Origin of the sequence: Streptomyces sindenensis (genome assembly GCF_014649035.1) — a bacterium.
Classification (GTDB): domain Bacteria; phylum Actinomycetota; class Actinomycetes; order Streptomycetales; family Streptomycetaceae; genus Streptomyces; species Streptomyces sindenensis.
On record NZ_BMSG01000003.1, the window covers coordinates 57,888 to 80,569 of the forward strand.

The 22,682-nt window shown below is 73.5% G+C and carries 18 protein-coding genes; 4 read left to right on the top strand and 14 right to left on the bottom strand.

What is annotated here, in order from left to right:
* Positions 1-393: 393 nt before the first annotated feature.
* Positions 394-2,070 carry an NsdA family TPR-like regulatory protein gene (locus IE145_RS05465; protein ID WP_189519373.1) on the top strand — a complete coding sequence of 559 codons (1,677 nt, stop codon included), beginning with the start codon at positions 394-396 and terminating at the stop codon, positions 2,068-2,070.
* A 125-nt stretch (positions 2,071-2,195) separates the two neighbouring features.
* Here the strand turns inward: IE145_RS05465 and IE145_RS05470 are convergent, their stop codons facing one another.
* Both IE145_RS05470 and IE145_RS05475 read right to left on the bottom strand, forming a co-directional pair.
* A complete protein-coding gene (locus IE145_RS05470; protein ID WP_189519375.1) occupies positions 2,196-3,644 on the bottom strand; it encodes an FAD-dependent oxidoreductase in 1,449 nt (482 codons plus the stop codon).
* 245 nt (positions 3,645-3,889) lie between these two features.
* A complete protein-coding gene (locus tag IE145_RS05475; RefSeq protein ID WP_189519377.1) occupies positions 3,890-4,789 on the bottom strand; it encodes a TIGR01777 family oxidoreductase in 900 nt (299 codons plus the stop codon).
* Between the two features lie 62 nt (positions 4,790-4,851).
* On the opposite strand from IE145_RS05475, the gene IE145_RS05480 reads away from it, so the two are divergent.
* Positions 4,852-5,409: a GNAT family N-acetyltransferase gene (locus IE145_RS05480; protein WP_189519379.1), complete on the top strand. Its 558-nt coding sequence runs from the start codon at positions 4,852-4,854 to the stop codon at positions 5,407-5,409.
* 10 nt (positions 5,410-5,419) lie between these two features.
* Here IE145_RS05480 and IE145_RS05485 read toward each other — a convergent pair whose 3' ends face one another.
* From IE145_RS05485 to IE145_RS05520, 8 genes are all read right to left on the bottom strand, one after another.
* The gene (locus IE145_RS05485) at positions 5,420-5,941 is read right to left on the bottom strand and encodes a DUF4240 domain-containing protein (RefSeq protein WP_189519813.1); all 522 of its coding nucleotides are present in this window, start codon (positions 5,939-5,941) and stop codon (positions 5,420-5,422) included.
* Positions 5,942-6,003: 62 nt separating this feature from the next.
* Positions 6,004-6,987, bottom strand: a complete 984-nt coding sequence (locus IE145_RS05490; protein ID WP_189519381.1) for a helix-turn-helix transcriptional regulator — start codon at positions 6,985-6,987, stop codon at positions 6,004-6,006.
* Between the two features lie 126 nt (positions 6,988-7,113).
* The gene (aceE, locus tag IE145_RS05495) at positions 7,114-9,786 is read right to left on the bottom strand and encodes a pyruvate dehydrogenase (acetyl-transferring), homodimeric type (RefSeq protein WP_189519383.1); all 2,673 of its coding nucleotides are present in this window, start codon (positions 9,784-9,786) and stop codon (positions 7,114-7,116) included.
* 267 nt (positions 9,787-10,053) lie between these two features.
* Positions 10,054-10,677, bottom strand: coding sequence for a GntR family transcriptional regulator (locus tag IE145_RS05500; RefSeq protein WP_006123949.1), 624 nt, complete (start codon positions 10,675-10,677; stop codon positions 10,054-10,056).
* 148 nt (positions 10,678-10,825) lie between these two features.
* Positions 10,826-12,628: a 2-oxoglutarate dehydrogenase, E2 component, dihydrolipoamide succinyltransferase gene (gene sucB / locus IE145_RS05505; protein ID WP_189519385.1), complete on the bottom strand. Its 1,803-nt coding sequence runs from the start codon at positions 12,626-12,628 to the stop codon at positions 10,826-10,828.
* Positions 12,629-12,690: 62 nt separating this feature from the next.
* The gene (gene lpdA / locus IE145_RS05510) at positions 12,691-14,079 is read right to left on the bottom strand and encodes a dihydrolipoyl dehydrogenase (RefSeq protein ID WP_030806048.1); all 1,389 of its coding nucleotides are present in this window, start codon (positions 14,077-14,079) and stop codon (positions 12,691-12,693) included.
* A gap of 364 nt (positions 14,080-14,443) precedes the next feature.
* On the bottom strand, positions 14,444-15,991 hold the full coding sequence (locus tag IE145_RS05515; RefSeq protein WP_189519387.1) for a leucyl aminopeptidase: 1,548 nt from the start codon (positions 15,989-15,991) through the stop codon (positions 14,444-14,446).
* Between the two features lie 203 nt (positions 15,992-16,194).
* On the bottom strand, positions 16,195-16,977 hold the full coding sequence (locus tag IE145_RS05520; protein ID WP_189519389.1) for an adenosylcobinamide-GDP ribazoletransferase: 783 nt from the start codon (positions 16,975-16,977) through the stop codon (positions 16,195-16,197).
* 88 nt (positions 16,978-17,065) lie between these two features.
* Between IE145_RS05520 and IE145_RS05525 the strand changes: the two genes are divergently transcribed.
* Positions 17,066-17,830: a hypothetical protein gene (locus IE145_RS05525; protein WP_189519391.1), complete on the top strand. Its 765-nt coding sequence runs from the start codon at positions 17,066-17,068 to the stop codon at positions 17,828-17,830.
* Here IE145_RS05525 and IE145_RS05530 read toward each other — a convergent pair.
* The 3 genes from IE145_RS05530 to IE145_RS05540 all read right to left on the bottom strand — a co-directional run bounded on the left by IE145_RS05530 (position 17,778) and on the right by IE145_RS05540 (position 21,195).
* Positions 17,778-18,542 carry a hypothetical protein gene (locus IE145_RS05530; protein WP_189519393.1) on the bottom strand — a complete coding sequence of 255 codons (765 nt, stop codon included), beginning with the start codon at positions 18,540-18,542 and terminating at the stop codon, positions 17,778-17,780. The two genes, IE145_RS05525 and IE145_RS05530, sit on opposite strands and share 53 nt — an antisense overlap.
* Before the next feature lie 149 nt (positions 18,543-18,691).
* Positions 18,692-19,801 (bottom strand): nicotinate-nucleotide--dimethylbenzimidazole phosphoribosyltransferase, encoded by a 1,110-nt coding sequence (cobT, locus tag IE145_RS05535; RefSeq protein ID WP_189519395.1) that lies wholly within the window; start codon positions 19,799-19,801, stop codon positions 18,692-18,694.
* Between the two features lie 191 nt (positions 19,802-19,992).
* Positions 19,993-21,195, bottom strand: coding sequence for a bifunctional adenosylcobinamide kinase/adenosylcobinamide-phosphate guanylyltransferase (locus IE145_RS05540; protein WP_189519398.1), 1,203 nt, complete (start codon positions 21,193-21,195; stop codon positions 19,993-19,995).
* A 78-nt stretch (positions 21,196-21,273) separates the two neighbouring features.
* On the opposite strand from IE145_RS05540, the gene IE145_RS05545 reads away from it, so the two are divergent.
* On the top strand, positions 21,274-21,483 hold the full coding sequence (locus IE145_RS05545) for a hypothetical protein (RefSeq protein WP_189519400.1): 210 nt from the start codon (positions 21,274-21,276) through the stop codon (positions 21,481-21,483).
* Positions 21,484-21,552: 69 nt separating this feature from the next.
* On the opposite strand, the gene IE145_RS05550 is transcribed toward IE145_RS05545, so the two are convergent.
* Complete coding sequence (locus tag IE145_RS05550) at positions 21,553-22,641, bottom strand: S1C family serine protease (RefSeq protein ID WP_189519402.1); 1,089 nt, start codon at positions 22,639-22,641, stop codon at positions 21,553-21,555.
* Between the last annotated feature and the right edge of the window lie 41 nt (positions 22,642-22,682).

Sequence of the window (22,682 nt, forward strand, 5' to 3'; positions counted from 1 at the left end):
GGGTGTCCCCGGGATGACGGTGCCCTGCACTGATCGCGCCCGCATCCACTGTACGACCGTCGCCCGAACAGCCCACTGGCAGGTGGAACGGCCACCTCAAGGGCCCCCGGTCGCGCCCGTGCGAGCCCCCCGGTCGCGCCCGTGCGAGCCCGTCGGCCGCGCCCGTGCGGAGCCCCCCGGTCGCGCCCGTACGAGCCCGCCGGCCGCGCCTGTACGGGCCCGGCGCTCGCGCACTCATGTGTCGGGCGTTTCCGTCAGCTCCGTCCGGAATCCTCACACGATCGGATGAACATGGAGCAAAGGGCGGCAGTGGCCGCCCCGGTGGCCGCTAAATTCGCGCCGTTCCCATGAGGGCTGCCCGGCCGGCCCCGAAGGCAGGAGACCGTACAGCTGATGTCGGAACGACCCTCGCAGCGCACGCCCAACCGCCGACTCGCCTCACTCATCGCGGAAGCCGGGTTCTCCCACGCGGGCCTCGCCCGCCGGGTCGATCAGCTCGGCCTCGAACACGGCCTCGACCTGCGGTACGACAAGACCTCCGTCACCCGCTGGCTGCGGGGGCAGCAGCCGCGCGGCACCACCCCGGCGCTGATCGCCGAGGTGTTCACCCGGCGGCTCGGACGGCGGCTCTCCGCCCAGGACCTCGGGCTCGACGCCTGCGCGCCCGTCTACGCGGGCCTGGAGTTCGCGGCCACCCCCGCCGAGGCCGTCGACATCGTCAGCGGCCTCTGGCGCAAGGACTCCGGTACGCACACGGAGCTGCGCAAGATCGCCTTCACGCCCGCCGGGCTCGTCGTCCCCAGCCGCGACTGGCTGATCGGCCGGGCCGACGAATGGGTGGCCCGGGACGGCGGGGCCGCCCGCCGCACCGGGGGAGAGGCCGGGATCCCCGCGCCCGGGCGCATGGACCCGGGGCGTACCGGCTCCGGACGCACGGACTCCGGACGTACCGGCTCCGGACGTACCGACTCCGGGCGTACGGACGGGTCGCTGCGCACCGAGCCCCGGAACCTGCCGCGCCCGCCCGCCGGACCGCAGCGGCCCACACCGTCCGGGCCCGCAGCCACGCACCCGCCCGCGACGCACCCGCCCGCCGCCGGGACGCACCCCGGGGGCGGGGCGCTTCCCGTGGTCCCGCGCCAGCGCCAGACCGACCGCGGCCCCGGCCAGCGGGTCGGCACCGGGGACATCGCCGCGCTGCGCTCGGTCGGCGAGCTCTTCCGCACCCTCGACCACGCCTACGGCGGGGGGCACGCGCGGCAGGCCCTCGTGCGGTATCTGGAGCACGAGGCCGAGCCGATGCTCCGGGGCACCTACGGCGAGGCCACCGGGCGGCGGTTGTTCGCCGCGGTGGCCGATCTGACCCGGCTGGCCGGCTGGACCTCGTACGACATCGCCGCCCACGGCCTCGCCCAGCGGTACTTCGTCCAGTCGCTCCGGCTCGCCCAGGCCGCCGGGGACCGCGGTTACGGCGCCTATGTGCTGCTCACCATGAGCCGGCAGGCCATCTACCTCGGGCACGGCAGGGAAGCCGTCCAGCTCGCCCGCGTCGCCCAGCAGGGCATCGGCGCGGCCGCCCCGCCGCTCGTCCAGGCGCTGCTGCACGCGGTCGAGGCGCGCGGGCACGCGGTGCTCGGCGAGGCCCGCTCCTGCACCGCCGCCCTGACCCGCGCCGAACACGCCCTGGAGACCGCGCGCCCCGGCGACGAGGTGCCGCACTGGGCCCGCACCTTCGACGAGGCGCAGCTCGCCGACGAGCTGGGCCACTGCCACCGCGACCTCCAGCAGTACCGGGCCGCCGCCCAGCACGCCGAGCGGTCGCTCGCGCTGCGCGCCCCGGCGTACGCCCGGAGCAGGCTGTTCTGCCAGGTGGTCCTCGCCTCGGCCCGCCTCGGCCTCGGCGAGCTGGAGCAGGCCTGCCAGCTCGGTGCGGAGGCGGCCCAGCAGGCGGCCGAGATGCGCTCGGTGCGCGCCACGGAGTACGTCCGCGCCTTCGAGCGCAGCCTGGAGCCCTACCGGGACGCGGTCGCCGTACGCGGCTACCGCGACCGGATCGCGGCTCTCGGCTGAACCCCGCGGCGACCGGGCGGGACGAGCGACACGGGCCCGGGCCCCGTACGCCCTCCGGTCCGCGTCACGCCGCCTCCGGCAGCCGCGGGCTCCGGCGGCCTGGCGCAGGTGCCCTTCGCCCGGCCTCACGCCGCCCGGGGCAGGCTCCCCTCGTACGCGCCCGGCACGCCCAGGTCCGTGAGGATCGCCTCCGCCGCCCGGCGGCCCGAGTGCAGCGCGCCCTGGACCGTGCTCGTGTCGCGGTGGTCGCCGCACACGTACAGCCCGGCCAGCACCCGCACCGGGCGGCGCGGATCGTGCGGGGCCTCCATCGCGGGCACCGCCTCCGGGTCGTGATGGGCCGCCAGCAGCTCCCAGTCGTCCGTGGCGATCCCGTACAGTGCCGCCAGATGCGCCCGCACCGAGCGGTCCAGGTCAGGCGGCGGGGTCCCGAGCACCGTCGAGGTGATCAGCGCCCGGCCCCGGGGCGCGCGCGAGGGGTCGACCTCGCTCATCACCGAGGTGTACGCCACCGGGCCCGACCGGTCGCCGTCCAGCACCAGCGACCTGCCCGTGGGCGGCGCGACGGGCGCGGTGTGGTGAAGGACCGTCACCGGGCGGAAGGACGGCACCCGCAGCCCGGGCAGCAGCTCGGCCGCGGCCCCCGCCCCGGTCGCCAGCAGCAGGGAGCGGCACCCCAGTTCACCGTGCTCCTTGGTGCGTACGGAGGTGATGTCCGCGGCCGTCACGTGTACCCCGGTCCGGACCGTGCCCGGCGGCAGCGCCGCCGCCAGCAGCTCCGGCAGCGCGGCCGATCCGCCCGCCGGTACGCACAGGCCGCCCCGCGCGTAGTCCCGCAGCGCCAGATCGGCGGACCGGCTCGACGTGGTGAGGGCCGGGTCGCTGAGCAGCGCGGCGAGCAACGGGCGCAGGATGCCCTCCACCGTACGGCCGGGCAGCCCGACACCGGCCAGGGCCTCGGCGGCGAGACGCTCCGGGCGGGCCAGCAGCCGGGCCTCCGGCGTGAGGGCCAGCCGGTGCAGCGCCGCGCCCAGCCGGGCCCGGTCGATCGCGCCGGTCACCACGCCGCCCCGGCCGCCACCGCGCCCCGGAGCGCCGGGCTCGTGCCCGTACACGCCCTGCGCCGAACCGGCCGCCCCGGAAACAGGAGCCCCTAAAGCCCCGGAAGCCGCATAGCCCCGCAGCGTGCGGGGCGTACGCGGAGTGCGATGGACCCAGGGGGCGCTCGATCGGGTGCGTGCCGACCTGAGTGCGCCCCTCGCGCTCCGTATGTCACCGGTGAGATGGCGGCGCCCCTCGCTGTGCACCAGGACCCCCGGCGCGAACTCCCGCAACTCCGGGGCGCCCAGCCCCGGAGTGCCGGTCAGCTCGGGCCAGGAGGTGCAGAGCAGCGGGCCGAGGCGGTCGAGCCGGAACCCGTCCACCTCGTCGGTGACGAGCCGCCCGCCCACCCGGGGCTCGGCCTCCAGAACACGGACGCCGAGCCCTGCCCCGGTCAGCAGATGGGCCGCTGACAGGCCGGCTATTCCGGCCCCGATGATGATCACGTCTGCGTGATGTGCCGTGCTGCGCACGTGCCCCTCCCCGAGTCGGTGCGACTGGTGGGGGGTTCTTGCCCCCAACAGGTCCCCGGAAAGCCGGAGTTCGCATCGAGGCTAGGAGGATGGCTGATACTGGGTCAGACGCGCGCCGGGGAGCACCGGGGCACGGGGTCGCACACGCGGTCCGAGCGTGCGCAGGACGGCCCCGGGCGCTCGCACACGCCCTGCCCCGCCCGGCCCGGAAGGAACGCCACCCCCCGGACGGCTACGCGCCCGGCTCAGCGCAGTGCGGCGCGGATCGCCCCGTCGATGTCGGGGAAGGCGAACGAGAAGCCGGAGTCCAGCAGTTTCGCAGGGATCACCCGCTGACTGCCCAGCACGTCCTCCGCGAACTCCCCGAGCACCAGCTTCAGGGCGGGCGCCGGCGCGGGGAACAGCGTCGGGCGGCGCAGCACCCGGCCCATCGCGGCGGTCACCTCGGCGTTGGTGACCGGCTTCGGCCCGGTCAGGTTCACCGGCCCGGCCAGCGACTCCGTGTCCAGGATGTGGCGCAGCGCCGCGACATGGTCGTGCAGGGCGATGAAGCTCCAGTACTGGCGGCCGTTGCCCAGCTTCCCGCCGAGACCCGCCCTGAACAGCGGGAAGAGCCGTCCCCAGGCGCCGCCCTCGCGCCCGACGACCAGTCCGGTCCGGGCGTGCACGGTGCGCACCCCCGCCTCCTCGGCGGCGGCGGTGGCCGCCTCCCACTCCTCGCAGACCGACGGCAGGAACCCTTCCCCGGGCGGCGCGCTCTCGTCCACCGGGGAGCTCCCGGTGTCGCCGTAGAAACCGATGGCGGACCCGGAGAGCAGGACCCGGGGCGGGGTGTCGAGCGAGGCGACCGCCTCGGAGACGGCGGCGGTCCCCAGGACCCGGCTGTCCCGGATCTCCCGCTTGTACGCCTCGGTCCAGCGGTGGTCGCCCACCCCGGCCCCGGCCAGGTGCACGATCGCGTCGCAGCCGACGAGGCCGGCCACATCCACGTAGCCCCGCCGGGGGTCCCACTCGACCTCGTCGCCCGCTCTGGCGGGCCGGCGCACCAGGCGGGCCACCTCGTGCCCGTCGGCGCGCAGCGAGCGCACCAGCGCCGCTCCGATGAGTCCGGACGATCCGCTGACGGCGATACGGGAGCTCGGCATGGGCCCATCCTGCCCCATCAAACGCCTCGAACACGGGGAACCCCCCGTGACACAGTGACCCCATGGTCGCCCCCGCACTCCGCCCCGTCCGCCCCGCCGTACTCGCCGACGACGACGCACTCGCCGAGCTCGACCGGTCCACCTGGTCGACGCTGCACGCGGTCCTGCCGAGGCCGGCGCCTCCGTACGAGCCCTTCTTCGACGCGGGGCACGGGCCGGAGGACTTCCTCGTGGTGGAGGCGGAGCAGGCGGACGGTCAGGTGGGTATCGCCGGGTACATCCGGCTCGTCCCGCCCACACCCCTCGCCTCCAACGCCCACGTCCGCCAGATACGGGGGCTCGCCGTGGCGACCTGGGCGCGCGGGGCCGGGGCGGGGCGGACCCTGGTGCGGGCCGCGTGCGCCGAGGCCCGCCGGCAGGGCGCCAACCGGATCACCCTGCGGGTGCTCGGCCACAACACCCCCGCCCGCGCCCTCTACGCCTCCGAGGGCTTCGCCGTCGAAGGGGTGCTGCCCGGCGAGTTCTTCCTGAACGGGCGTTACGTCGACGACGTCTGCATGGGCCGTTCGCTCGGCCCCGACGGCCCCGACGGCCCCGACGGCCCCGACGGCCCCGCCTGAGCACCGGGCGTCACCGCGGCCCGAAGCGGTCCCACAGCTCGGGGAAGCGGGCGGCGAGCGCCTCCTCGTCCTCGAAGTCGACCGGCGAGCCCAGGGGCTCGGCGGGCTGCGGCGGCAGTCCCAGTTCCGGTGCGACCACCCCGGTGAGCTGCTCGTACGCCTCGTCGGCCGCGTAGCCCAGCTCCTCGCCGTCCCCGTCGATCTCCTCGTCGAAGTCGTCCAGCAGCTCCGCCAGGGCGTCCGGGTCGTGCAGCGCCCCCTCGAAGACCTCCCGGCCCTGGCCGATCAGCCAACAGCGGAACCAGTCGAACGCGTCGTCGCTCGCCCCGCCCAGCAGCACGGCCGCGGCGCCCCACAGATCCCAGGCGTAGGCGCGGTTGTAGCGGGCCTCGAAGTGCCGGGCGAAGTCCAGCACGGAATCGGGATCGAGCTGCGTCAGCCGTTCCACCATCAGGTCGGCATGGTCCTCGGGGTCGCCCTCGGCGGCCTCGCGGGTGCTGTCGATGATCTCCCAGAATTCCGTTTCGTCCATCACGGGTCCAGCATCCAGCCTGCCGGGGGCTCCCGCACGCGCAGACGCCGAATTGAAGCCTTTCAGCGATACAGCTCGCGCAGGCGTTCGGCCGCTTCGGTGAACCGCGCCCGCAGCTCCTCGGGCGCCACCACCTCCAACTCGGGTCCCAGCGCCAGCAGCTGGCCGTACGCCACGTCCAGCGATTCCACCGGCAGGGTGACCGTCCGCCACCCGTCCGGGCCCGGCTCCGAGGCCTCCGCGAGCGCCGACGCGGCCGCCGCGCGGTCACCGGCGTACGCGAGCATCCGCCCGCCGCGTTCGGACACCCGTACGGTCACTTCCGTACGCAGCAGGGACCGGGCGAACCCGGCGGCCCGCTCCGCCCAGAACCCGGGCAGGTCGAAGCCCTCGTCCCGCTCGAAGCGCTCGTCGGCCGCCTCCACGGCGGTGAAGCGGTCGATCCGGTAGACCCGGAAGTCCTCGTCCGCCCGGGCGCAGAGGTACCAGACACCGGCCTTGAGGACGAGGCCGTACGGAGCGAGCTCCCGCGCCACCTCCGTACCCGTGTGGTCGCGGCCCCCGCCCCGGCGGTAGCGGACCCGCAGCAGCCGGTCGTCCCAGACCGCGTCGGCGATCGGGGGCAGCAGTTCGGGGGTCTCCGGCTCGTGGTACCAGGAGGGCGCGTCCAGGTGGAAGCGGCGGGCCGCGGAGGACGAGGCGTCGCGCAGGGAGGGCATGAGCGCCGCCGACACCTTCAGGCGGGCGGCCGACGCCGCGTCCTCCAGGCCCATCTCGCGCAGCGCGGCGGGCAGCCCGGACAGGAACAGCGCCTCCGCCTCGTCCCGGGCGAGACCGGTCAGCCGGGTGCGGTAGCCGCCGACGAGCCGGTAGCCGCCGGCCCGGCCGCGCTCCGCGTACACCGGGACGCCCGCGTCGGACAGGGCCTGCGCGTCCCGGGTGACCGTACGCTCCGACACCTCCAGCTCCGCCGCCAGCTCGGCGGCGGTCATCGCGGGGCGGGCCTGCAGGAGCAGCACCATCTTGATCAGCCGGGCAGCACGCATGCGCCCATTGTGGCGGCAGGGCGGACCCGTCCCACAGCGAAACCCCCGGCCGCCGGGCAGGCGCGCTGTCGGGCGCGCCCGCCCGGTGACCGGGGGCTGTTCGGCCGGGTTCTACGGGAGCGGGGATCAGATCCCGTACCGCTCCCGGGCCTCCTTGACCGCCGAGGCCGGGACCTCGCCGCGCTTGGCGAGCTGGGCCAGCGAGGCCACCACGATCGACTGCGCGTCGACGCCGAAGTGACGGCGGGCCGCGTCGCGGGTGTCGGAGAGGCCGAAGCCGTCCGTGCCGAGCGAGGACCAGTCCTGCTCCACCCACTGGCTGATCTGGTCCGGGACCTGGCGCATCCAGTCGCTGACCGCGAGCACCGGGCCCGGGGCGCCGGAGAGCGCCTGTGTCACGTACGGGACCCGCACCTCACCGCGGAGCAGCGCCTCGTCGGCCGCCAGCGCGTCGCGGCGCAGCTCGCCCCACGAGGTGGCGGACCAGACGTCGGCCGTGACACCCCAGTCGGCGGCCAGCAGCTCCTGGGCCTCCAGGGCCCAGTGGATCGCCGTACCGGAGGCCAGCAGCTGGAGACGCGGCGCGTCCGCCGTCGCGGGCGTGCCCTCCTTGAAGCGGTACAGGCCCTTGACGATGCCCTCCTCGACGCCCTCGGGCATCGCGGGCTGGGGCTTCGGCTCGTTGTAGACCGTCAGGTAGTAGAAGACGTCCTCGGCGTCGGGGCCGTACATCCGGCGCAGACCGTCCTTGACGATCACCGCCACCTCGTACGCGAACGCCGGGTCGTAGTTGAGCGAGGCCGGGTTGGTGGCCGCGATCAGGTGCGAGTGGCCGTCCGCGTGCTGGAGGCCCTCACCCGTCAGGGTCGTCCGGCCCGCCGTGGCGCCGACGATGAAGCCCTTGCCGAGCTGGTCGGCGAGCTGCCACATCTGGTCGCCGGTCCGCTGCCAGCCGAACATCGAGTAGAAGATGTAGAACGGGATCATCGTCTCGCCGTGCGTCGCGTACGACGTGGCGGCGGCGATGAAGTCGGCCATGGCCCCGGCCTCGGTGATCCCCTCGTTGAGGATCTGGCCGTCCTTGGCCTCCTTGTAGTACATCAGCTGGTCGCGGTCGACCGGGTCGTACGTCTGGCCCAGCGGCGAGTAGATACCGGCCGACGGGAACAGCGACTCCATACCGAAGGTACGGGCCTCGTCCGGGACGATCGGCACCCAGCGCTTGCCGGTCTCCTTGTCCCGCATCAGGTCCTTCACCAGGCGGACGAACGCCATGGTGGTGGCCATCTCCTGCTTGCCGGACCCCTTGTACAGGGCCTTGAACGCGCGCTCCTCGGGCTGCGGCAGCGGCGCCGAGGCGTGCAGCCGACGAGCGGGGGCGGGGCCGCCGAGGGCGGCGCGGCGCTCCTGGAGGTAGCGGACCTCGGGGGAGTCGACGCCCGGGTGGCCGTAGGGGACCAGGCCGTCCTGGAAGGCGCTGTCGGGGATCGGGAGGCCGAGCAGCTCGCGCATGCCCTTGAACTCGTCGATCGACAGCTTCTTCATCTGGTGGTTGGCGTTCTTGGACTCGAAGCCCTTGCCGAGCGTGTAGCCCTTGACCGTCTGGGCCAGGATCACGGTCGGCGCGCCCTTGTGCTCGATGGCCGCCTTGTACGCCGCGTAGACCTTGCGGGCCTCGTGGCCGCCGCGCGAGGTGTAGAAGCACTCGGCGATCTTCGCGTCGGTGAGCAGCTTCGCCAGCTCGACGAGGGCGGGCTCGGTGCCGAAGAAGTGCTCGCGGATGTAGGCGACGTCGCGGGTGGCGTACGTCTGGAACTGCGCGTCCGGGACCTCGCGCAGGCGGCGCAGCAGCGCACCCTGGGTGTCCAGCTGGAACAGCTCGTCCCAGGCGTTGCCCCAGAGCGTCTTGACGACGTTCCAGCCGGCCCCGCGGAACTGCGCCTCCAGCTCCTGGACCACGCGGAAGTTGGCGCGGACCGGGCCGTCGAGGCGCTGCAGGTTGCAGTTGATGACGAAGGTCAGGTTGTCGAGCTGCTCACGGGCCGCCAGGGCCAGGGCAGCGGTCGACTCGGGCTCGTCCATCTCGCCGTCGCCCAGGAAGGCCCAGACGTGCGAGTTGGCCGTGTCCTTGATGGAGCGGTTGGCCAGATAGCGGTTGAAGCGCGCCTGGTAGATGGCCGAGAGCGGGCCGAGGCCCATCGACACGGTGGGGAACTCCCACAGCCAGGGCAGCCGCCGCGGGTGCGGGTAGGAGGGCAGGCCCTCGCCACCGGACTCCTGGCGGAAGTTGTCGAGGTGCTGCTCGGTGAGCCGCCCGTCGAGGAAGGCGCGGGCGTAGATGCCGGGGGAGGCGTGGCCCTGGATGTAGAGCTGGTCGCCGGAGCCGTCCCCCTCCTTGCCGCGGAAGAAGTGGTTGAAGCCGGTCTCGTAGAGCCAGGCCGCCGAGGCGAAGGTGGCGATGTGGCCGCCGACCCCGAACCGCGAGCCCCGGGTCACCATCGCGGCCGCGTTCCAGCGGTTCCACGCGGTGATCCGCGATTCCATCTCCAGGTCGCCGTCGAACGCGGGCTCGGCGGCGGTCGGGATGGTGTTGACGTAATCGGTCTCCAGCAGCTTGGGCAGCGCGAGACCGGCGCCCTCGGCGTGCTGCAGCGAGCGGCGCATCAGGTACGCGGCGCGGTGCGGGCCGGCAGCCTTGGTGACGGCGTCCAGGGAGGCCGCCCATTCGGCGGTCTCCTCGGGGTCACGGTCCGGGAGCTGGTCGAGCTCGCTCGGAAGCTTTCCTACGGGGTCGGTCATGATCGCCGCCTTCCGGAGAGGAGGGGGGTGGAGAAGGCTCTATCTGGCAGGACAGAGCGATGGGGCCGGTGGGCCCGCGAGTGAACTGTAAGGCGCTGATCGATGATCGATCAAAGGATTGAAGGCAAAACTTCTCGATACGAAGAAAAGTGGCATGGGGTGCCTCGAAACAGGGCACGGAGTGACGCGAAATAGCGCGCAAAAAGGGCGCTGGCCTGCACGGAAGAGCAGGTCACGCGCCAGATGATCGGAGCCGCGCGGAAGGGGTCAGGCGCGGGGCGCGCAGCCCAGCACATGCGCCTTCACCAGGGCCCCGATCTGCGGGTCCTCGGCGAGGAACGCGTCGATGAGCGCCTGGTGCTCCTCCGCGTACGACTTCTGCACCGTGCCCAGCCAGCGGATCGACAGGGCCGTGAACACCTCGATGCCAAGACCCTCCCAGGTGTGCAGCAGCACCGCGTTCCCGGCGGCCCGCACCATCTCCCGGTGGAAGCCCACCGTGTGCCGCACCTGGGCCTCGCCGTCGGCCAGCCGGTCCGCCTCGTACAGCGCGGCCACGTGCGGCTCCAGCGCCGAGCAGTCCTGGCCGAGCCGGGGGGCCGCCAGCTCGGCCGCGATCTGCTCCAGGCCGGCCCGCACCGGATAGCTCTCCTCCAGGTCGGCGGCGGTCAGATTGCGGACCCGCACGCCCTTGTTGGGCGCCGACTCGATCAGCCGGAGCGTCTCCAGCTCCCGCAGCGCCTCGCGCACCGGCGTCTGGCTGACCTCCAGCTCGGTGGCGATGCGGCGCTCCACGATCCGCTCGCCCGGCTTCCAGCGCCCGCTGACGATCCCCTCCACGATGTGCTCGCGGATCTGTTCGCGCAGCGAGTGGACGACGGGCGGGGTCATGGAGGGCTCCTTCAGGGCAGACCGGTGCTGCCTACATCATCACGGGCGCGGTAGGCCTTCCGTGGTGCTTAGACAATACGGCGGCGCCCCCGCCCGGAAGAGTTCCGGGCGGGGGCGCCGCTGGTGAGCCTGGTTACAGCCGGGGCGTTCAGAGGCCGAGCTCGACCTCGAACTCACCCGCCTCCAGGATCGCCTTGACCGAGGTCAGGTAGCGGGCGGCGTCCGCGCCGTCCACCAGACGGTGGTCGTAGGAGAGCGAGAGGTACGTCATGTCGCGCACCGCGATGGTCTCGCCGAGGTCCGGGTGGTCGATGACCACCGGGCGGCGGACCGTCGCGCCGATGCCCAGGATGGCGGCCTGGTTCGGCGGGACGATGACGGTGTCGAACAGGGCGCCGCGCGAACCGGTGTTGCTGATGGTGAAGGTGGCGCCGGACATGTCGTCCGGCGTCAGGCCGCCACCGCGCGCCTTGCCCGCGAGCTCCGCGGTCTTCTTGGAGATGCCGGCGATGTTCAGGTCGCCCGCACCCTTGATGACCGGGGTCATCAGACCCTTCTCGGCGTCCACGGCGATGCCGATGTTCTCCGAGTCGAAGTACGTGATGGTGCCCTCGTCCTCGTTGATCCGGGCGTTGATGACCGGGTGGGCCTTCAGCGCCTGGGCCGCCGCCTTCACGAAGAACGGCATCGGGGACAGCTTGACGCCCTCACGGGCGGCGAACGCGGCCTTCGCCTGGTTGCGCAGCTTCATCAGCTTGGTGATGTCGACCTCGAGGACCGAGGTCAGCTGGGCCTGCGAGTGCAGGGCCTTCATCATGTTGTCGCCGATGACCTTGCGCATCCGGGTCATCTTGACCGTCTGGCCGCGCAGCGGGGAGGCCTCCAGCTTCGGCGCCTTGGCGGCCGCCGGAGCAGCGGCGGGCGCCGGAGCGGCTGCGGCGGCCTTGGCGGCCTCCGCGGCGGCGACGACGTCCTGCTTGCGGATACGGCCACCGACGCCGGTGCCCTTGACCGAGCTCAGGTCCACGTTGTTCTCGGACGCGAGCTTGCGGACCAGCGGCGTGACGTACGCGCCGTCGTCACCGGTGGGCGCGGCCTGGGCGGCCGGGGCCGGGGCGGCGGGGGCGGGCTGTGCCGGAGCCGGAGCCGGGGCGGCCGGAGCCGACGGGGCCTGGACCGGAGCCGGAGCCTCCTGCTTGGGAGCCTCGGCCTTCGGGGCCTCCTGCTTCGGAGCCTCCTGCTTCGGGGCCTCCTGCTTCGGGGCCTCGGCCTTCGGGGCCTCCTGGGCCGGGGCGGCGGGCTGCGCCGGAGCGGCGGCCGGAGCCGCGCCCGGGGCACCGATGACGGCGAGCTTGGCGCCGACCTCGGCGGTCTCGTCCTCGCCGACCACGATCTCCAGCAGCACACCGGCGACCGGGGCGGGGATCTCGGTGTCGACCTTGTCGGTGGAGACCTCCAGCAGCGGCTCGTCCTCGGCCACCTCCTCGCCGACCTCCTTGAGCCAGCGGGTGACGGTGCCCTCGGTGACGCTCTCGCCGAGCGCGGGGAGGGTGACGTCGGTGCCCTCGGCGGAACCGCCGGAGGCGGCCGGGGCCTCGGCCTTCGGGGCCTCCTGGGCCTCGGCGGCGGGCTGCTCGGCGGCGGGGGCCGGGGCCTCGGCGGGTGCGGCGGGCGCCTCGGCGGCCGGAGCCGCGGCCTCGGCCGGAGCGCCGGAGCCGTCGTCGATGACGGCCAGCTCGGCGCCGACCTCGACGGTCTCGTCCTCGGCGACCTTGATGGATGACAGAACGCCGGAAGCGGGGGCCGGGATCTCGGTGTCGACCTTGTCGGTCGAGACCTCGAGCAACGGCTCGTCGGCCTCGACGCGCTCGCCCTCGGCCTTCAGCCAACGGGTGACAGTGCCCTCGGTGACGCTCTCGCCGAGCGCCGGAAGGGTTACGGAAACCGACATGGTTTCAGTTGCTCCTTACGAAAATGCGGAAGTGGTCGGTCGTCGCGCCCGGGACCGGGGGATCAGTCGTGGGCGTGGAGGGGCTTGCCGGCCAGCGCCAGGTGAGCCTCGCCCATCGCCTCGTTCTGCGTCGGGTGTGCGTGGATGAGCTGGGCGACCTCGGCGGGCAGCGCCTCCCAGTTGTAGATCAGCTGGGCTTCGCCGACCTGCTCGCCCATGCGGTCGCCCACCATGTGGACGCCGACCACGGCACCGTCCTTGACCTGGACGAGCTTGATCTCGCCCGCGGTCTTCAGGATCTTGCTCTTGCCGTTGCCCGCGAGGTTGTACTTGAGGGCGACGACCTTGTCCGCGCCGTAGATCTCCTTGGCCTTCGCCTCGGTGATGCCGACGGAGGCGACCTCGGGGTGGCAGTACGTCACCTTGGGCACGCCGTCGTAGTCGACCGGGACGGTCTTCAGACCGGCCAGACGCTCCGCCACCAGGATGCCCTCGGCGAAGCCGACGTGGGCGAGCTGGAGGGTGGGGACGAGGTCGCCCACCGCCGAGATCGTCGGGACGTTGGTCTGCATGTACTCGTCGACCAGGACATAGCCGCGGTCCATCGCGACGCCCTGCTCCTCGTAACCGAGGCCCTGGGAGACCGGGCCGCGGCCGATCGCGACGAGGAGGATCTCCGCCTCGAAGGTCTTGCCGTCGGCCAGCGTCACACGGACGCCGTCCTGCGTGTACTCGGCCTTGTCGAAGAAGGTGCCGAGGTTGAACTTGATGCCGCGCTTGCGGAACGCGCGCTCAAGAAGCTTGGAGCTGTTCTCGTCCTCGACCGGGACGAGGTGCTTGAGGCCCTCGACGATCGTGACCTCGGTGCCGAAGGACTTCCACGCCGAGGCGAACTCGACGCCGATGACGCCGCCGCCCAGCACGATCGCCGACTTCGGGACGCGGTCCATCTTCAGCGCGTGGTCCGAGGAGATGATCCGGTTGCCGTCGATCTCCAGGCCGGGCAGCGACTTCGGCACGGAGCCGGTCGCCAGCAGCACGTGGCGGCCCTGGACGCGCTGGCCGTTCACGTCCACCGAGGTCGGCGAGGAGAGCTTGCCCTCACCCTCGATGTAGTGGACCTTGCGCGAGGCGATGAGACCCTGCAGACCCTTGTACAGGCCCGAGATCACATCGTCCTTGTACTTGTTGACGGCCTCCATGTCGATGCCCTCGAAGGTGGCCTTCACGCCGAACTGGGCCGACTCGCGGGCCTGGTCCGCGATCTCGCCCGCGTGCAGCAGGGCCTTCGTGGGGATACAGCCGTTGTGCAGGCAGGTACCGCCGACCTTGCCCTTCTCGATCAGGGCGACGTCCAGGCCCAGCTGCGCTCCGCGCAGGGCCGCGGCGTAACCGCCACTGCCACCGCCGAGGATCACTAGGTCGAAAACGGTGCTGGCGTCGTTCGCCACGTCACGTCCTCCATGCATGTGCGCCGTACGCCGGGCCCCGTCGCTGGGGTGTGACCGGCCGGTCGGCTGGTGTGCGGCCGCTTTTGTCTTCGGCCCTGTGGTGGGGGCCCTGTCCTGCCGAGAACCCATCTTCGCACTTGTCGACGGTGGGCGGGACGCGGGGCCCGGGTCCGGGACGGATGATCATCCGTTCCGGAGGGTTACTGCTGCGTAGATACCTACGGATTCGGTCGGTGTTCGTCGAGAGCGAAACCCCGCCCTCTCCTTGCCGGTACCGCCCGGACGATGACCGGTACCGCCCGGACAACACGTACGGCCCCGGACCTTATGCCCGGGGCCGTACGTGTCATCGGCGGATTCCGGCTCAGCCGAGGTCGCCGTCGGCGGTGCGCTCGGCGAGCCGCACCAGGGTGCGGACCGCGGAGCCGGTGCCGCCCTTCGGCGTGTAGCCGTACGGCGCGCCTTCGTGGAAGGCCGGGCCGGCGATGTCCAGGTGCGCCCAGGCGATGCCCTCGCCCACGAACTCCTTCAGGAACAGGCCGGCCACCAGGCCGCCGCCCATCCGCTCGCCCATGTTGGCCATGTCGGCGGTGGGGGAGTCCATGCCCTTGCGGAGGTCGGCCGGGAGCGGCATCGGCCAGGAAGCCTCGCCGACCTCCTCGGCGATCTCGTGGATCGACGTACGGAAGGCGTCGTCGTTGGCCATCACACCGAAGGTGCGGTTGCCGAGCGCCAGCACCATCGCACCGGTCAGGGTCGCCACGTCGACGATCGCGTCCGGCTTCTCCTCCGAGGCGCGGGTCAGCGCGTCGGCCAGGACGAGCCGGCCCTCGGCGTCGGTGTTGAGCACCTCGACGGTCTTGCCGCTGTACATGCGCAGCACGTCACCGGGGCGGGTGGCATTGCCGGAGGGCATGTTCTCGGCCAGCGCCAGCCAGCCGGTGACGTTGACCTTCAGGCCCAGGCGGGCGGCCGAGACGACGGCGGCGAACACGGCGGCGGCGCCGGCCATGTCGCACTTCATCGTCTCGTTGTGGCCGGCCGGCTTGAGCGAGATGCCGCCCGAGTCGTAGGTGATGCCCTTGCCGACCAGGGCCAGGGTCTTCTCCGCCTTCGGGTGCGTGTAGGCGAGCTTCACCAGGCGCGGGCCGCGCTCGGCGCCCTGGCCGACGCCGAGGATGCCGCCGAAGCCGCCCTTGACGAGGGCCTTCTCGTCGAGGACCTGGACCTTGATGCCGTGCTCCTTGCCCGCGGCGGTGGCCACGGCGGCGAAGGACTCGGGGTACAGGTCGTTCGGCGGGGTGTTGATGAGGTCGCGGGCCCGGTTGATCTCCTCGACCAGGGCCAGGGCGCGCTCGACGGCGGCCTTGTAGGCCTTGTCGCGCGGCTTGCCGCCGAGCAGGGCCACCTCGGCGAGCGGCTGCTTCGGGCCGCTGTCCTTGGACTTGGCGTCCTTGGGGGCCAGCTTGTTCTCGCCGCCCTGGTAGGCGGTGAAGGCGTACGAGCCGAGGAGCGCGCCCTCGGCGACGGCGGCGGCGTCCTCGACGGAACCCGCGGGAAGCGCGAAGCCCGCCTTCTTCGAGCCGGACAGCGCACGGGCCGCGGTGCCCGCCGCGCGGCGCAGCGCCTCGGCGTCGTAGGCGTCCTCCTTGTCCGGGACCGGACCGAGGCCGACCGCGACGACGACCGGGGCCTTGAGGCCGGACGCGGCGGGCAGCTTGGTCAGTTCGCCCTCGGCACCGGTGGCACCCAGGGTTGCGAGGACGGCGGCGAGCTTGCCGTCGAACGCCTTGTCCACGGCCTCGGAGCCGGGTGCCAGGACCGGTCCCTTGACGCCCTTGGCGACGCCGACGACGAGTGCGTCGGCGCGCAGCGTCGCCGCACCGGCAGTGCTGAGAGTGAGAGCAGTCACGGTGGTGAAATCTCGCTTCCGTTGAGTTCGATGTCGACCGAGGGGTGGGCCGGTCGTGCCCGGCGCATCGTAGACGCCCCGACGATGTGCCGGGAATGAGCCTACGCGCGCAGTTCCTGCTCCATGACGGCGGCGGGCCTTCCCGGCCGCCCTTCCGACCGGTAAGGCGGTCGGGAACCGGTCCCGCAGAGCCTGGTGTGCCGTCAGGCCCCGAACGTCAGCATCACCAGGGCCGCCGTCGCCGCGGCCTCCTCCACGCCGCCGAAGACGTCCCCGGTGACCCCGCCGAACCGCCGCACGCAGTGCCGCAGCAGCAGCTCGGCGGCGGCGAGCGCGCCGAGCACCGCGAGCCCGTGGCGCAGTGCCCCGTACGGCCCGGACGCGGCGCCCGCCGCCGCGCACAGGGCCACCGTCACCACGGCCGCGAGCAGCGCCCGTCCGGCCGGAACCGTGCCCGCCACCGTCGCCCCGAGCCCCTCGGGCCGGGCCGCCGGGACGCCCTGACGGGACGCCAGGGTCAGCGCCAGGCGGGCGGCGACGGCCGCGACGACGGTCCCGAGGGCCCCGTGCGCCCAGCCCCGCCCGTACAGCTCGAAGAGGACCGCGACCTGCGCCAGCAGCACCAGGAGCAGCGTGATGACACCGAACGGCCCAATGTCCGACTGCTTCATGATCCGCAGCGCGTCCTCGGCGGGCTTCCCGCTGCCCAGCCCGTCCGCCGTGTCCGCCAGACCGTCCAGGTGCAGCCCCCGGGTGAGGACGGCCGGCACGGCGACGGAGGCCACCGCCGCGAGCAGCGGCCCCGACCCGGCCAGCAGCGCCAGCGAGCCGAAGGCGGCGGCGAGCACTCCCACGACCAGCCCGGCGAGCGGGGCGCGGAGCATGCCGGAGCGGGCGGTCGCGCGGTCCCAGCGGGTCACCCGGACCGGCAGCACGGTCAGGGTGCCGAAGGCGAAACGTATGCCGTGGCTGTTCAGAGAGGTCACCGCGCGCAGGCTAGCCGCTGGGCCGCACCGATAGATTGGGCGAAACGCACCGAACACCGCGAAACCTGACGTATCGGGAGTGGGTGGCATGGGTCACTGGTGGCACGAGAACATCGCGGAGCCGGGCAAGCTGCCGCTGCTCCTCGCGCTGGCCGCCTTCGTCCTGACCTTCGCGGTCACCCGCACCATCACGCGCATGATCCGGGCCGGGAAGGGGCCGTTCCGCAACATCACCCCCGGCGGGGTGCACATCCACCATGTGGTGCCCGGGGTCGTCCTCTCCGTCGTCGGCGGGTTCGGCGCGGTGGCCAGCGGGCGACACGGGGTGGCCGCCGGGGTGTTCGCGGTGATCTTCGGGGTGGGGGCCGGTCTGGTGCTCGACGAGTTCGCCCTGATCCTGCATCTCGACGACGTGTACTGGACGGAGGAGGGCCGCCAGAGCGTCGAGGTGGTGGTGCTGACCGCCTCGCTGGTGCTGCTGGTCCTGGCGGGCTTCTCCCCGCTCGGCGTCGACGACGTCACCGACGAGGAGCAGCAGGGCAGGCTCGGTCTGATCACGACGTACGTGGTGAACTTCTGCTTCGTCCTGATCTGCCTGTTCAAGGGCAAGCTGCGGATGGCGGTGCTCGGCACCCTCGTCCCGTTCGTCGCGCTGGTCGGCGCGATCCGGCTGGCCCGCCCCGCCTCGCTCTGGGCCCGGCGCTTCTACCGCCACCGCCACCGGGCCCGCTCCCGGGCGATGCTGCGGGCCTACCACCACGACGTGCGCTGGGCGGGGCCGCGCCGGAAGTTCCAGGACCTCATCGGCGGCGCCCCGGACCGGGTTCCGCTGCCGCCGGCCCGCGAGCCCTGACCGTCGCGGTCCTGACCACCGCGCCGCCGCCCGCTTCGGGGTCCCGGGAGCCGCGCCGGCGCCCGCGCCACTCCCGTACGCCGCACACCACCAGGACGGCGGCGATGGCGGCCAAGTGCTCGCGGCCCGCCAGGTTGTCCTTCACCAGGACCTCCACCACCATCGCGAGGACCACCAGCGCCCCGGTGAACCAGGCGCGCCGCTGGTGGCAGACGTACACCGCGAGCCCGACGACCGCCGCCGAGGGCCCGGTGTCCACCACCTGGGCGTCGGATGAGGGCAGCCCCAGGAACGACCCCGGCCCGAGGGCCACGCCGACGCGGGCGTACAGCGTCCCGGCCAGCGTCGCCCCGTACGCCACCGCGAGCGTGCGCCACCGCCCCAGGCACACCTCCGCCACCCCGAACACCAGCAGGATCTGGGCCAGGGCGCCCCACACCGGCAGATGGAGCGCGGGCACGAACAGGGACAGCGGAGTCCGCAGGAGGGCGAGCGGAAGCGGGTCCTCGGCGCGTACGGCTCCGAGGTTCCGCACCGGCTCGTGGCCCCACGCCTGGTTCTGCGTCACCTGGACGACGGCCGTCAGCGCCACCGCCGTCAACGTCAGCGCGAGCGCCCGCACCCCGCGCGCGGCGAGCCGCTGCCGTACGGCGGTGAACAGCGGGCCCCACTCCCGTACGGCCGCCCGGCGCAGCGCGGAGAGAGGGTTCATCCGCTCTTCCGGAACAGCATGGACAGGGCCCCCGGTCGGTCGTTCGGTCGGTTCGTCGGTCGGATCCCTTCCGAAGACGGACCGGGGCGGCGTGGAGTTCAGCGGCGTCGGGGTGACGCCGATCTCGTCCGCGCGTGGGGGAGTGGCCCTCAGGCCCGGTCGACGGCCGCCGCGTCCTCGGCCTCCGCCGCCTCCGCCGCCTCCTCGTTCTCGGCCTCCTCCGGCTCGTGCTCCGGGAGTTCGGCGGCCAGCGCCGCCGCGGCCTGCACCAGCGGCAGGGCCAGCAGCGCGCCGCTGCCCTCGCCCACCGTCACCCCGTGGTCCAGCAGCGGGGTCAGCGCCATCCGGTCCAGCGCCTTCGACTGCGCGGGCTCCCCGCTGACCTGACCGGCCAGCCACCAGTCCGGCGCCCGGAACGCCGCGCGCTGCGCCACCAGCGCGCAGGCCGCCGAGACGACCCCGTCCAGGATCACCGGCATCCGGCGCACCGCGCTCTGCAGCAGGAATCCCGTCATCGCCGCCAGATCCGCCCCGCCCGACGTGGCCAGCAGCTCCACCTGGTCGCCCAGCACCGGCCGGGCCCGGCGCAACGCGTCCCTGATCGCCGCGCACTTGCGCATCCACGCCAGGTCGTCGATGCCCGCACCGCCGCGCCCGGTCACCACGGAGGCGTCCGTTCCGCAGAGGGCGGCAACCAGGGTGGCCGCGGCCGTCGTACCGCCCACGCTGAGGTCGCCGAGCACCACCAGATCGGTGCCGGAGTCCGCCTCCTCGTCCGCGATCGCCATACCGAGGCGGATGGCCCGCTCGGCCTCCTCCGCGGTCATCGCGTCCTCGACGTCGATCCGCCCCGAACCCCGCCGCACCCGGTGCCGCGCCACGGACTCGGGCAGCAGCTCCGGATCGCAGTCCAGGGAGACGTCCACGATCCGCGTCGGCACCGAGAACCGCCGGGCCAGCACCGCGACCGGGCTCGCCCCGTCCAGGACGCTCCGCACCAGCTCGTACGCGCCGCCCGCAGGCCGGCCCGAGACGCCCAGCTCCGCCACCCCGTGGTCACCGGCGAAGAGCACCAGACGCGGCTGCTCGACGGCCTTGACCGGCACGGACTGCTGCGCGGCGCTGAGCCACTCGCCCAGCTCGTCCAGGCGCCCGAGCGCTCCCGGCGGGACGGCCAGCCGCTCGCGCCGCTCCTCGGCATCGCGCCGCACACCCCCGTCGGGGCGTTGGATCAGGTCGGAGAAGTCGTCCAGGTTCACGGAGGTCTGCCTCGCGGGTCGTCAGGTCAAATCCGGGTCAGGGAACCCGGCGGCGGGCCCCAGCGGGAACAGTACCGGTCGGCCCCGGGGGAGGAACGGGCCGCGAACGGCGGAACCGGCCACGCCCGCGGCCACGGGAGCCGGGCTCAGGCCCTGCCCCCCCTCACCCCCGCGGACCAGCACCTGCCTCCTCACCCCCGCAGCACCAGCACCTGCCCCGCCACCACCAGCAGCACCTGCTCGCACTCGGCCGCCACCGCCGCGTTCAGCCGCCCCAGCTCGTCCCGGAACCGCCGCCCCGCCGCCGTCGCCGGGACCACCCCCGACCCCACCTCGTTGGTCACCAGCACCACCTGCCGCCAGGTCCCGCGCACCGCGGCCACCAGCTCCGCGACCCGCTCCCGCAGCGCCGCCTCGCCGCCGTCGTGCCACCGCTCGTCCTCCCAGGCCCCCACCCGGTCCATCGCGTCGGTCAGCCACAGCGACAGGCAGTCGATCAGCAGCGGCGGCCCGTCCGCCCCCAGCAGCTCCGTCAGCTCACAGGTCTCCTCGGTCCGCCAGGCGCCCGGCCGGCGCTCCCGGTGCAGTCCGATCCGGGCCGCCCACTCCGGGTCCCCGTCGCGGCGGCCGCCGGTCGCCACGTACACCACCTCCGGAAACGTCTCCAGGCGCCGCTCCGCCTCCAGCGACTTCCCCGACCGCGCGCCCCCCGTCACCAGCACCCGGCGCGGCACGTCCGGCACCGCGTGGTACTCGCCCACCACCAGCGTCGTCCCGTCCGGCACCGCCCGCGCCCCGGCCGCCGCGAGCCGCCGCTCCAGCGCCGGGCCCGGCGGGGCGTCGTGGTCCAGGTGGACCGCGATCACCTCGGTCGTCGGGCCCACCGCGTCGGCCGCCCGCAGCCGCGCCACCGCGTCGGGGCGTCCGATCACATCGAGGACGACCATCTCGTACGGCCGCTCCATCCGCTCGGGCAGCCCGGCGGGGGCGGCGCCCGGCGGCAGGTACAGCAGCCGCTCGCCCTCCGGGGAGGTCACCTCGTACCCGGTCCCCGGCGCGTCCATCGCCACCGCCCGTACCCGGTGCCCGCTGATCAGCGTCAGCACCTGGCCGTCCGGGACCCGCGCGGCGGGCGGCAGCGGGGCGGGCAGTTCGACAGCGGGCCCGTCGTGCGGATGGGTCAGCAGCACCTGGCGGACCGCGCCCAGCGAGTGCCCCGCACGGGCGGCCGCGAACATCGCGCCGGGGGTGAGGTCCAGCAGCAGCGCGTCGTCGACCAGCAACGCCGTCGCGGCCCGCGCCCACGGGCCGCGGGCCGACGCGCAGACCGCGCAGGGGCAGGAGGGACGCGGCAGCCCGTCGGGGGCTCCGGTGCCGAGCAGTGTCAGTTCCACCCCTTGATCCTCCCGTGTCCCCGCTCCGGCCGCCCGCCCGGCTAGGCTTCGGGCAGCAACGCGACCCAGGAGGCGGACATGGCGTGGACGTGGCGGTTCGAGAAGTCCGACGGTACGGAGACGGAGCCGGCGTTGCAGCCGGAGGAGTTCACCACCCAGGGCGACGCGGAGTCCTGGATCGGTGAGTACTGGAAAGAGCTGCTGGAGGGCGGTGCCGCACAGGTGACGCTCTTCGAGGACACGACCAAGGTCTACGGCCCGATGAGCCTGCAGGCCGACGGCGCCTGACGCACGGCCGACAGGGAGTGCGGTGCGGGAGACACGTACCGCACTCCCTGTCTCCGGGTCTCCGGGGGCTCAGATCTCCCCGAGCGTGACCTCCGCCGTCCGGCTGTCCTCGTCCCGCGTGTACGTCACGGTCACCTTCTCGCCCGGCTTCTCGTCCGCCAGCGCCTCGGAGAGCGAGGTGATCGTGGTGACCTCGGTCTCCCCGAGCTTCGTGATGGTGTCCCCGGGCCGCAGCCCCGCGTCGGCCGCCGCGCCGCCGCGCTCCACACTGACCAGCGCCACCCCGGCGGGGCGGTAGTTGTCGTCGACGACCGTGCGGCCGGTGATGTTGAGCGCCGCCCGGCCCGAGTCGGTGACCTTGCCGTCCTTGATGATCTGGTCGGCGACCGTCCGGACCATCGAGACGGGGATCGCGAAGCCGATGCCGGGTGCCGCGCTGTCGCCCATCTGCGGATCGGTCGCGGCCAGGGTCGGGATGCCGATCACCTGACTGTCGAGGTTCACCAGCGCACCGCCGCTGTTGCCCGGGTTGATCGCGGCGGACGTCTGCACCATGTTGGCGATCGTCGCGCCCGTGCCACCGCCCGACCGGCTCTCGCTCACCGTCCGGCCGAGCGCGGAGACGATGCCCTGGGTGACGCTGCTGGACAGGCCCAGGGGCGAGCCCATCGCCAGGACGATCTGCCCGACCTCGACCTTCTCCGCGTCGCCGAACTTCGCGGCCCGCAGCCCGTCCGGCACCTCGTCGAGCTTGATCACGGCCAGGTCCTGCTCCGGGTAGGAGGAGACCAGCGACGCGCCCAGCACCGCCTCCCCGGTGGCGACGCTGACCTTGAACTTCTTCTCGTCACCGACCACATGGGCATTGGTGACGATGTGCCCCCTGTCGTCGTACACGATCCCGGAGCCGAGCCCCTCCGAGGCGTCGATCTGCACCACCGACGGCAGGACGTCGTTGATGACGCCCTGGTAGGCGTTCTCCAGATCGTCGGGGGCGCGCTTCACCGCACCCTGTGCCGTGCCCGACGCACTGGACTCGGGGGCCGGGGCCGACGGACCCGTACCGGAGCAGCCGCCGGCCAGGGCGATGGCGCAGACGGCCGCGGACAGGGGAAACAGCAGCCTGCGCGCCCGGCTGCGGGAGGGGGATGCGTCCATATCCGGAGTCTGGTGCGCGGCCCGTCCGGGTGCCCGTGCTG